We start from the raw sequence: 11,672 nt of genomic DNA on the forward strand, positions 1-11,672 counted from the left end.
ATGCGTGGTCATCTGACGTACCTCTTCCTCTTATTTAGCTTCCTTACCAACTATACTTTTCACGCACGAGCGCAGTTTGACCCACCCGTCTTTCGTAGCTTTGACATGGAAAGCGGTATCAGTCACGTGACCGTTTCCGACATAGCAGAAGATAAGTATGGCTTTCTATGGCTTGCCTCTCAATCAGGTATCGACAAGTTTGATGGCTATACGTTTAGAAACTTCGGAATGTGGGGAGAAGACAAGTCGAAGGGTCTTCAAACACTTACCGCACTACAAATTGAAGCTAGTTTAGACGGCCAACACATGTGGGTGGGTACATTTAGCGGGCTTAGTCGTTTAAATGTCGACACCGAGCGGTTTGAACACTACACCTTACCCACTGCTTCCCCATTCAATAAACAGGTCATTAATCGAATTAAAACGACGCACGATGGGAAGCTCTGGATAGTCTCTGAACGCAATCTATACGCGTATCACGAAGAGACAAACAGTATAGAGCTTATAAGCTATCTACCCGATACAACCAGCACGCTAACTGATGTTGAACTGATTGGAAACACGCTTTACGTGACCTCAACCTCTGGCCTGTATAAACTCGATTTAATTAAGCAAACGTTGGAGTTGGTGGCGTTTGAAGGCGTTAACTTTACCCGCCTAGTAGCGGCGCAGCGCTCGCGGTTTTGGCTTGGTACGGCAACACACGGCATCTGCCTGTTTGATCCAAACGCTAAATCAGAGCCGATTACAAGACTGTGTACGTCTGAAGTTCATGGTTTATCTGACAATTACGTCTCTGATATTTTACTTCGCCGCAATGGTGACCTATGGGTAACGACTGAGCGAGGGGTAAACATACTGACGGCGCACAGTCCGTACACTGTATTGCGGTTTCCAATTAGTAAAAAAGATTCGGCGAATGAGCGGTTTTCAAGCCTCTATCAAACGCAATCAGGCCTTGTTGTTGTGGGGACTAAAGACAACGGTTTCGCGATAAGCAATCCCGAGCTAAGCAACTTTTACTCAAGCGAGGTCGGCGATGGCCGAATTGTCGGTTCAATGGCTCACTATAAAGACAATAAAGTATGGCTTACCAACGAAAAAGGGCTATGGCTTTATGATGCTGTCGATAAAACGCACCAAGGCCCTTTTACATCTAGCGGCGCACAAGTTAGCGATGACAAAGCCAACGATAAGCTAACGAGCCTTGTTTACGACAAAAAGACTGAAACGTTATGGGTATCAACACGTAGCGGACTCGCTAAATTTAACAGTCAAACCAATCAACTGGACATTGTCGCTTTGCAGGGCAAATCTGGCTACAGTATTAATATCGATGCTGACGGAGATATCTGGTACGGTGGGTATAGTGACGGTGTTTTCGTTTACCGTCCGTCAGAAGGGCGAGTGATTAGGCAATGGCCACTGTCACTCACTACTCGAATTCTTTTTGAAAGCGAAGAAAGCGCATGGCTTAGCACGGTAGCTGGCTTACATGTCGCTAACAAACTAACCGGCGAACTTGTCAACGTTAGCCAATACACAGACAAAATCACAGATAACACGGTAATTACTTGGATATCTCGCTCAAAACGCGGGGGTTACTGGGTCGGCACCCAAGCGGCTGGGCTTTATTTTATAACCAAAGATGGAGACGATCTGTCGTCACTCAAAGTAACACAGATTAAGCCCGAAAGCAGACTTAGCAATATCTCAATCGGCGCTATTGTGGAAGATAACGAGTATGGTCTATGGATTTCTACGATTGAAGGAATTACTTACCTCGCCCCTGACCTTTCCTCACTGAGTTATTACGGTGCAGAGCACGGTGCGATATCCACTGGCTACTATATAGGCTCAGTCGCTTCTACCGATAACAATACTATTCTTTTTGGCGGTTCAGAAGGTGTCACGCAGTTTACCCCATCACAAGTCACTAACTTAAAGTGGACACCGGGCGTTCACCTTACTAACGTTAAAGTAGTTAGTCGAAATAATAGCAATAGCACTACGGCAGAAAGACGTCTGAATTTAGGTGGAAAAATCGCACTTAACGATAATGATATTGCACTTTCTATCGAGTTTGCAGCAACAGACTTCATGAACGCCAACGAACTTCGCTATGCTTATAAGCTCGTTGATTTTGAGAGTAGCTGGCGTATTACTGACGCCAAAACAAGAGTGGCAACTTACACGAACTTAAACCCAGGACACTACCGCTTCACCGTAAAAGCCATTAATAAAGAAAACGAATGGAGCAGTGACGAGGCTCAACTTGAAGTAATCATCATTCCCCCATGGTGGGATAAACCTATTTGGCGCGTGGTAATCGTACTTATTATACTTCTCCTCATTACCTCAATCGTTTGGTTTAGAATCGCGTCGCTAAAAAAACGTTCTGCAGAACTGGCGTTGAAGGTAGAAGAAAAAACAAAAGATCTAGAGGAAGTCGTAGAAAAGCTAACACGCTTATCTACACAGGACTCATTGACTGGATTAAAAAACCGTCGGTATTTTACGCAAAGAGCAAAAGCTGAATGGCAAGAATTCCAGCGCCACGGACACACTTTCTCGCTGCTTCTTTTAGATATTGATTATTTCAAGCGCATAAATGACGAGTACGGCCACCAAACTGGTGACTCGGTGCTTGTCAAAATAGCTAAAATCTTGCAAAGCAGCCTTCGTGAAAGCGATGTTATCGCTCGCTGGGGTGGCGAAGAATTCCTTATTCTACTTCCCTCTTTAAAAGAGCAAGAAGCCTATTGGGTTGCCGAGAAATTACGCAAGGCGGTGGCTAGTCTAGTTATTGACTCTCCTCCTTATCAACTTAATGTAACCATTACCTGCGGCGTCGCTGACATTAAAAATTACGATAGCATTGAAGCTTGTATTCATGCAGTTGATAAAAAACTGTATAAGGGCAAAGAAGCCGGTAGAAATGCAGTCGTTAGATAGTAGCGAATTCATCCTTCTAACAACCTACTTATTGTAATCTAAAACTGGCGCTCGTTTTAAGAACGAGCAAGTGATTTAACACCTGATGTAATGTCGACAACCTCGTTATCATGTTATTTGTCGCACACATTGATCGCTTTTTACTTTACCTTTCTAACAAACATGAACTCAGTTTTTATTCACGATATGCATGTTGCATTGCAAGGAGGTTTATATCATGGCGAATGTGTTAGTTATTGGCGCATCGGGACAAATTGGTAAACAGGCAACGGTTAAACTTTTAGATGCGGGCCACAAAGTGTTAGCTCCGGTAAGAAGCCCTGAAAAATTATCTGACATTCAAAACGATGATTTAACCGTGGTAGAGCAAGACTTAGAAGAAGATTTTTCTGCACATTTTGAAGGTATTGATATTGCCGTGTTTACGGCTGGGTCAGGCGGTAATACCGGGGCAGATAAAACACTGATGATTGACTTATGGGCCGCGCGCAATGCCGTTAACTACGCCAAAGCTGCGGGCACGTCAAAATTTGTAATGGTGAGTTCAATTGGAGCCGGCGACCCCGACGCAGTATCTTCAGAAATTAAGCCTTACTTAGTCGCCAAGCATATGGCTGACGAGCACCTAATTAACAGCGGATTGCACCACGTTATTTTGCGCCCTGGAACGCTTTTAAACGAACCGGGTTCTCATTTGGTCCGCACTGATATGCCAAACAACAAAGATGACGCCGTCATTTCACGAGAAGACGTAGCAACCGCTATTGTTGAAAGTATTAGCCGAAAAGGTGAGGACAACGTAATTACATACCTATTTAAAGGTGATACGCCAATTTCTCAGATCTTCTAAGGGCAAGCGTACACACACCTTAATTATAGTCCCCTTAGGTAGAGATGCTTGAATTAAAACAACTTAGGTTTAGTTACCTCGGGAAGAGAGCCCTTAGATAGAGATAGTTAAAAAGCCCTTTTGCTTAGTGTTTCGCATGCAACAGGGCTTTTTATTTGTGGTTAATAATGGGGGTTAGAAAACCACGCCCGTTACCACGTTAGGGAATGAGCGACTGGCTGACCCAGTTACCATTCTCATCTTTTTGATGCCACTCGCGGTGTTGTGGGTTACCTCTAAGATTTAAGTAATCAACACTATTAATGGCAAGGAGTATGGTGCAAAAGTGATTTGGCACCTTGTCAAAACTCCCTTCAATTTGTAATGCTGACCCATCATTTCTGGGCGTGCCCGGCTCTCCCCATAAAAATTGCTTTTTGCCAGCATCCGATAATTTATTCCACTGAGACGTGACAAGTTCGTCATCTTGTTCAAAGGTGACTAGCGATGCTTTGCAAGAAAAGCGGTATTGTTCCCGGGTTTTAGAAAAGTACCAACAAACGTGGGCTTCAGGGGTTTGACTAAGTTGTTCAAACTTTTCTGAGCGGGTGTCAGAGATAACGACTAACTGGTTGTCATCAGTCACGCCTCTAAACACCACGGTACGGCAATAAGGCACCCCGTTGCTATCTACTGAGGCAAGCTGAAAGTAGCGACTCTCAGGTACGCTACGGGTTTGATGCAAACTTTTTGTCAGTCCTTGTCGCCACTGGGGCATAGCTATCTCCATGCACTATATTAGTTATTGCTAGCAACGCGTTTATTGCCAGCAAGGGAAAACAACCTATAAAAGTTCTGCGTAGTAGCTTCGGCTAACTCTTGTACAGAAACACCTTTCAAGTCTGCTATGAACTCAGCGACTTCAACCACATAGCCAGGCTGATTCTGTTTGCCTCTATGGGGTACAGGGGCTAGCCAAGGGGAATCTGTCTCAATAAGAAGGCGTTCAAGCGGTATCGCTTTCACAACCTCGCGCAACTCGCTCGCAGAGTTAAAGGTAACGATGCCCGAAATAGAGATATAAAAGTCCATCTCTATGGCTGCTTGGGCCATTTCTAGCGACTCGGTAAAGCAATGCAAAACGCCTTTTGTATGCGACGCTTTGTGCTCACGCAGCAAGTTAATGGTATCTTCTCTTGCATCACGGGTGTGAATGATTAACGGTTTCTTCGTTTCATTGGCAACCTTAATATGATCAACAAACGAGGTTAACTGTACCTCTTTGCTCTCGGGGCTATAGAAATAATCTAGCCCAGTTTCGCCGATAGCCACCACTTCTTCACGCTGCGCTTTTTCTAAAAGTTCCTCAAAACTACACGCTTCGTCCTGATGCAACGGGTGAACACCACAGGACACAGAAACATCGTCAAAGTTGCTCACCGTCTCTAGCATGCTGTCGTAATCATTAACAGATACACACACGCAAAGAAAATGTTCAACACCACGCGTTCTTGCAAAGTCCAACGTCTCTGCGAGCGCTTCTGGCCCTTGTTTAAGTCGGTCTAAATGACAATGAGAATCTACAAACAAACTACACCTATATTTTTTTTGAAGTTAACTGCTTGGCAACGATATTGCCTTCGCCACGCTGTTAACGTTGAAACTGTTTTAATAACCCGAAAAGCACCAAAGACTTGTTCACACCCGCGTGCTGCAAAGTTTTCACTGCTTCAACACACGCTGCGTAACGCTTGTAATCTGTCTCTTGCTGACGTTTTACATATTCATTATGGGACAATTGCTGACACCACAATGCTATTTGCTGAGCATTGTCTTGCCACTTGTTAGCAAGGGTTTGTGCTTGCACATTTGCGTCGCCGGCTAAGAGCGCCTGCATCCCATCACTGAAGTGACGATAGCTGAGGTCATCGTCACCCGACAAGGCCTCCTCTACCCGAAGCGGTGCATAGCCATAGGCTGCAAGTAACGCGTCGCTAGCATCTTCTACGCCTTTCGCTTTTAAGTAGTTCAAACTCTCTGATACTGACGGCAGTGGCAACACTTGCCGCTCACAACGACTAAGTATGGTTGGCATAAGTTTATTTACGCTGTCGGTAATCAGAAGTAAGAAGGTATTATTTGTGGGCTCTTCCAAGGTTTTCAACAGCGCATTAGCTGCTGCCTCTGTCATAGTGTCAGCCTTGGGGATTAATAAAACTTTATTCCCGCCCATTTGTGCAGTACCGGATAACTTAGCAATGCCCTCGCGAATTTTGTCTACCCCCAGCTGTTTTTCACTTTCAAGAATATGAAAATCTGGATGGTTACCCGCCTGCCTTAAGTGACAACTTTGACACTGCTCACATGGGCCATCAACACTTGGGTGCTTGCACAGCAACGTATTACTTAAGCCTAGTGCAAGTTGGTTTTTGCCTATCCCACTCACCCCCGTTAGCAATAAGCCATGGTGCAGTTTTTTTGCTAAGTAACGGGAAATTAAAGAGGTATAGGTAGCTGTAAACCAAGGCAGCACTGGCATTAGTTATTCCCCTGATCGGTTTTGTGCGACTCGCTACCTTCGTCAATGTGCTGGCTTACATAATTAGCAATAATGGAAATGACATCTTGATGCACTTGTTCCATGGGCTGCATAGCATTAACAACAATGATGCTCTCATCATTTTCAGCCAAGGATAAATATCTGGCCCGCGTGCGCTCAAAAAAGCCTAAACCCGCTTGCTCAATTCGATCAAGCTCGCCGCGACCACGCGCTCTTTCTAAACCCACGGCTGGGTCTACGTCTAGATAAAGGGTTAAATCTGGCTTGAACCCGTTAAGAGCAATATCGCTAATTGCGGTCATGGTTTTTTCACTGACACCTCGGCCTCCGCCTTGATAAGCCTGCGAAGAAAGATCATGCCTGTCTCCCACCACCCAAGCACCTGCGTTAAGCGAAGGGTAAATTTTATTGGTCAGTAACTGAACGCGAGCCGCATACATAAGCAGTAACTCGGTTTCTTCGCTTACTGTTTCGTCCCAGTCGTGCTTAACACACTCTCTAATCGCTTCAGCCATTGGGGTACCGCCCGGCTCACGAGTTTGCTCCACGCGCATTCCAGCGTCTGTTAACGCTTTTACAATCAACCCGATTACCGAGCTTTTTCCTGCCCCTTCAAGGCCTTCTACTACAATAAACTTTCCGCGCATTGCTTTAAATCAACTCTGTTCTTTCTTTAGATTATAACAGCAGGTATCTATCCACTACCCACCCGATTAACGCTTTAATTGATATTTTCTAACCGCCGCATTATGCGCTTTTAACGTGTTCGAAAACTGGTGACTGCCATCGCCTTTAGCCACAAAATATAAGGCGTCGGTCGCTAATGGATGAAGAGCTGCATGTATTGCCGCCTTGCCTGCCATTGCAATAGGCGTGGGTGGAAGCCCTTTAATAACGTAAGTATTGTATGGCGTAGCCGTACGTAAGTGCTTACGAGTAATATTGCCATCAAACTCTGACCCTATACCGTAAATGACAGTAGGGTCGGTTTGAAGTCGCATATTTTTATTAAGCCTATTTATGAAAACACCGGCTATCATATCGCGTTCTTTAGGTACCGCGGTTTCTTTTTCAATAATACTCGCCAAAATCAGTGCATCGTACGGTGATGATAAAGGCAGGTCTTCAGCCCGTTTCTCCCATTCTTGGGAAACGAATGTTATCAGTGCCCTGTGTGCTCTTTTTAACACGTCACTCGCTTTCGTGCCCTTTGTGAAAAAGTAAGTATCTGCTAGAAACACACCTTCTGTATGCTGTGCATTTTCACAACACCAATCAACACCGTTGCCCTGTGTTAAGTTGCTGAGGGTTTGCTCATTTACATCAAAAACCAAATCTTGATTCGCCCGTAGTGCCTCAAGCCACTGCGCGAGTGTCAGGCCTTCTACTAAACTTACGGCAAATAAATGCTCGTCGCCTCGTGTAAACAGAGTAAAGGCATCAACCAGTGATTGGCCAGGGCGCAACATGTAGCTACCAGATTTTACCGACGTACTGCCGGCAAAAAACTTAAGCCATACTTTGGCGATAAAAGGAGAAACGTCAACCATACCCGCGTTGCGAAGCTGTTTAACCGTGCGGTAGGCGTTACTGCCATTTTCAATGGTAAATAGCGTATCGTCCTTCAGCTTTATGGGGGCTGTCACTTGCGACGATACGTACATCACACAAGACGCACCCACAATCACGACGATGAATACAAGTGATAACAGAAATACGACAGTACGCTTCATACTTGCGCGTACCCAATGTGCTGATTTTTAAATAACACGTCCATTTTTACTCTTTACTACATTGATTAAAATTAGTTAAACCGCTGTACACATTAACGTAGGGCGCGTGCCAACATATTACTTAATTCAAGAACGCTTTCACTTGCCACGTCAAATTCTAACTTGCTGTGATCTGGCATACGCACGCTTTTCACCGGCATCACGCCCATCAACGCATTGGTGATCACCACGGCACTAGCATTGCCAATATGTGAAAGCTGATACTCACCTACGTGTAAGGTGTGATTATTGTCTAGCAGCGAATCAATCAAACACTGTCTGACCACGCCATTCACCCCACTTCCTTTGAGCGAAGGGGTATACCATTCACCCTGCGAATAGAAGAAGACGTTACCGGCACTTGCTTCAATCAAGTTATCGTTGGTGTCGCATACAAGGGCATCATCGGCATGTGCTTCATTAACTTCATGCTTTATCAGTACCTGCTCTAATCTATTCATGTGCTTTACACCTGCAAGCAACGGCTGAATAGCCAGTCGGGTTTGTGCACAAATTAATGACATACCTTGCTTAGCCATCCCCCCATAATGTGCAGGATAGGGATGCTGACTGAACCTGACCAAAGGCACACTGTCTTCACTTCGTGCGTAGCCTCTGCCCGCTTGTCCACCCGATATATGAACTTTTAATACATATTTTGATGGAGAAACATCGTTCGATGAGTTACTGAACGCCGCTATCTGTTCGTTAATAGCGGTTTCCAAAGCACAGGTATCGACGGTAATTTTTATCGCGGCCGCATCGTGTTCTAACCGAGAAAGGTGATAAGAATACAGTTGTGGCTTTTGGTTGTGCACCAATAGAGTAGAAAATACACCATCACCATAATTGAAGGCCCTATCACTCGGTGAAATAGGCGTAGCGCTAGGGATTATTCTCACAGCCTACTCTTTTATGTCTTTTTATCGTGGGAGAAGTATACCAACTTGTACTAGCCAGACAACTTATAGCGTAAGGGCGGTATCAAGCCGGTACAAAAAAAGGCAGCGAGTTGCTGCCTTTATATTTGAAATTACAACTACGTTTGAAACGCGTTTTATATACGCTTAAATATCAACGAGCCGTTAGTCCCGCCGAATCCAAAAGAGTTACATAGCGCGTAATCTTCGCTGAAGGCTTTGGCTTTATTTGCCACGAAGTCTAGGTCACAGCCTTCGCCCGGCTCATCTAAGTTGATGGTCGGTGGCGCCATTTTGTCACGCAGTGCCAAAATAGTGAAGATGGCTTCAACTGACCCTGCTGCACCAAGTAAATGACCCGTCATCGACTTTGTTGAGCTAACCAGCAGTTTGTATGCGTGGTCGTTAAATACGCGTTTTACCGCGGCGACTTCGGCAATATCACCGGCAGGGGTTGAGGTACCGTGTGCGTTAACATAACCAATTTCGCTCGCATCTAACTTGGCGTCGTTAATTGCATTTTGCATTGACGCCGCGGCACCTTCGCCATCTTCTGGCGGTGATGTCATGTGGTAGGCATCGCCACTCATACCGAAACCAACAAGCTCAGCATAGATAGTCGCACCACGGGCCTTAGCGGCTTCGTATTCTTCAAGCATAACTACGCCAGCGCCCTCACCCATGACAAAACCATCACGGTCTTTATCCCATGGGCGGCTCGCGGCTTGTGGATCGTCGTTGCGCGAAGACAGGGCTCGCGCAGCGGCAAAACCAGCCATTCCTAGCGGCGTAATTGACGCCTCTGCGCCGCCTGCAAGCATGGCATCGGCATCGCCGTAAGCAATGGTTCTTGCGGCAATACCTATATTGTGAACACCTGTAGTACAAGCAGTCACAACGTTCAAATTCGGTCCTTTCAACCCTTCCATGATAGACAAAAAGCCTGAAATCATATTTGTAATGGTTGATGGCACAAAAAATGGCGACACGCGCTTAGGACCGCTATTTGTCAGTTTTAAGTGGTTTTGTTCAATTTGCTCTAAACCACCAATTCCTGAACCAATAGCCACGCCTACACGGTGCGCATTGTCTGGTGAAACAGTAAAACCAGAATCGACCAAGGCTTGTTTGCCGGCAGCGATACCCAACTGGATAAAGCGATCCATTTTTTTGGTTTCTTTCTTTTCTATGTATTCCTGCGGATCAAAGTCGTTAATTTGACCTGCGAAACGGGTTGAATAGTTACTGCAATCAAAATGGGTGATTTCACCGATGCCGCTCTCGCCCGCGAGCAATTTGCGCCATGTGTCTTCGCTATTAAGACCTAATGGTGAAAGCATTCCAAGACCAGTAACCACTACGCGACGTTTTGTCACAAAAAGCCCTCGCTTTGGAACTAAAGGTAGGAGATACAAAAACGGCTCTGTAGAAGAGCCGTTTTGTCGCTATTTAAGACTTAAGCGTCTTTGTTAGCGTTGATGTAATCAATGGCTGATTGAACAGTAGTAATTTTTTCTGCTTCTTCGTCTGGAATTTCAGTATCGAATTCTTCTTCCAAAGCCATTACTAGTTCAACTGTGTCAAGTGAATCAGCGCCTAAGTCGTCAACGAATGAAGCTTCTGCTTTTACTTCTTCTTCTTTCACGCCAAGTTGTTCAACGATGATTTTCTTAACGCGTTCTTCAATGTTACTCATAATTCTAGGTTTCCCTTAAACGTCACTAGATAATAAAAGTGCCGCTAGTTTATTTTGCAAGGTTGATCCTTGCAAGCACCAGTTTAAAGAAATTTTCTGGTCAAACCAGCGACATTCGAAATTCGTAAAATACTATTTTTACATCCAAGTTCGGGTAAATACCACCCCAAACTAGGGAAAATTCGCAATTTTTGCGAATTTACCCCATATACATACCACCATTTACATGGATAGTTTCGCCTGTAATATAGGCTGCGCCATCGCTTACTAAGAAAGCAACAGTGGCTGCAATTTCATCAGGCTCACCCAAACGGTTGGCCGGAATATCTTTAAAAATGGCTTCTTTTTGGTCATCGCTCAGCGCTTTTGTCATATCGGTATCAATAAAACCTGGCGCAACAACGTTGATAGTAATGCCACGAGAAGCCACTTCTCGCGCCATTGACTTAGAAAAACCAATGACCCCTGCTTTAGCGGCGGCATAGTTAGCTTGACCCGCATTACCCGCGCTGCCTACCACAGAGCCAATATTAACAATGCGACCAAAGCGCTTCTTCATCATACCGCGAAGTACGGCTTTTGACAGCGTAAATATCGATGTTAAGTTGGTATCAATAATATCTTGCCACTCGTCATCTTTCATACGCATTAGCAGATTATCACGTGTGATACCGGCATTATTGACCAAGATGTCGATACCACCATGCGCTTCGTTAATGGCTTTAAGTGTTGCATCAACGCTGTCTTTATCAGTCACGTTTAATGCGAAACCCTGTCCGCCGAACTCAGAAAGATAGTCGCTAATGGCTTGCGCACCGTTTTCACTGGTCGCCGTACCGATAACTGTTGCTCCTTGCTGAGCAAGCTGGGTTGCTATCGCTTTACCTATACCTCGGCTTGCACCGGTAACCAGCGCAATTTTACCGTCTAATTGACTCAT

Annotated in this window: 11 protein-coding genes; 2 read left to right on the plus strand and 9 right to left on the minus strand. The window is 45.1% G+C overall.

Annotated features, from left to right (window positions below; genetic code table 11):
* The first annotated feature begins 105 nt into the window (after positions 1–105).
* Entirely contained in the window at positions 106–2,955 is a 2,850-nt protein-coding gene (locus ACX5J7_RS18755) for a ligand-binding sensor domain-containing diguanylate cyclase (protein WP_278382894.1), read from the plus strand.
* A gap of 217 nt (positions 2,956–3,172) precedes the next feature.
* Positions 3,173–3,805, plus strand: coding sequence for an SDR family oxidoreductase (locus ACX5J7_RS18760; RefSeq protein ID WP_012518219.1), 633 nt, complete (start codon positions 3,173–3,175; stop codon positions 3,803–3,805).
* A 199-nt stretch (positions 3,806–4,004) separates the two neighbouring features.
* On the opposite strand, the gene ACX5J7_RS18765 is transcribed toward ACX5J7_RS18760, so the two are convergent.
* From ACX5J7_RS18765 to fabG, 9 genes are all read right to left on the minus strand, one after another.
* Positions 4,005–4,562 (minus strand): pyridoxamine 5'-phosphate oxidase family protein, encoded by a 558-nt coding sequence (locus ACX5J7_RS18765; RefSeq protein ID WP_278382896.1) that lies wholly within the window; start codon positions 4,560–4,562, stop codon positions 4,005–4,007.
* A gap of 20 nt (positions 4,563–4,582) precedes the next feature.
* Positions 4,583–5,374: a TatD family hydrolase gene (locus ACX5J7_RS18770; protein WP_020745815.1), complete on the minus strand. Its 792-nt coding sequence runs from the start codon at positions 5,372–5,374 to the stop codon at positions 4,583–4,585.
* A gap of 61 nt (positions 5,375–5,435) precedes the next feature.
* A complete protein-coding gene (gene holB, locus ACX5J7_RS18775; RefSeq protein WP_333969890.1) occupies positions 5,436–6,323 on the minus strand; it encodes a DNA polymerase III subunit delta' in 888 nt (295 codons plus the stop codon).
* A complete protein-coding gene (gene tmk, locus ACX5J7_RS18780; protein ID WP_012518215.1) occupies positions 6,323–6,991 on the minus strand; it encodes a dTMP kinase in 669 nt (222 codons plus the stop codon). The genes holB and tmk overlap by 1 nt, the downstream gene beginning before the upstream one ends.
* A 66-nt stretch (positions 6,992–7,057) precedes the next feature.
* Positions 7,058–8,077: an endolytic transglycosylase MltG gene (mltG, locus tag ACX5J7_RS18785; protein WP_278382900.1), complete on the minus strand. Its 1,020-nt coding sequence runs from the start codon at positions 8,075–8,077 to the stop codon at positions 7,058–7,060.
* Between the two features lie 92 nt (positions 8,078–8,169).
* Complete coding sequence (pabC, locus tag ACX5J7_RS18790) at positions 8,170–9,018, minus strand: aminodeoxychorismate lyase (RefSeq protein WP_485165233.1); 849 nt, start codon at positions 9,016–9,018, stop codon at positions 8,170–8,172.
* A gap of 155 nt (positions 9,019–9,173) precedes the next feature.
* A complete protein-coding gene (gene fabF, locus ACX5J7_RS18795; protein ID WP_278382902.1) occupies positions 9,174–10,412 on the minus strand; it encodes a beta-ketoacyl-ACP synthase II in 1,239 nt (412 codons plus the stop codon).
* 80 nt (positions 10,413–10,492) lie between these two features.
* Complete coding sequence (gene acpP, locus ACX5J7_RS18800; protein ID WP_012518211.1) at positions 10,493–10,732, minus strand: acyl carrier protein; 240 nt, start codon at positions 10,730–10,732, stop codon at positions 10,493–10,495.
* 199 nt (positions 10,733–10,931) lie between these two features.
* Positions 10,932–11,672 carry a 3-oxoacyl-ACP reductase FabG gene (gene fabG, locus ACX5J7_RS18805; RefSeq protein WP_012518210.1) on the minus strand — a complete coding sequence of 247 codons (741 nt, stop codon included), beginning with the start codon at positions 11,670–11,672 and terminating at the stop codon, positions 10,932–10,934.

Source organism: Alteromonas infernus (assembly GCF_902705815.1).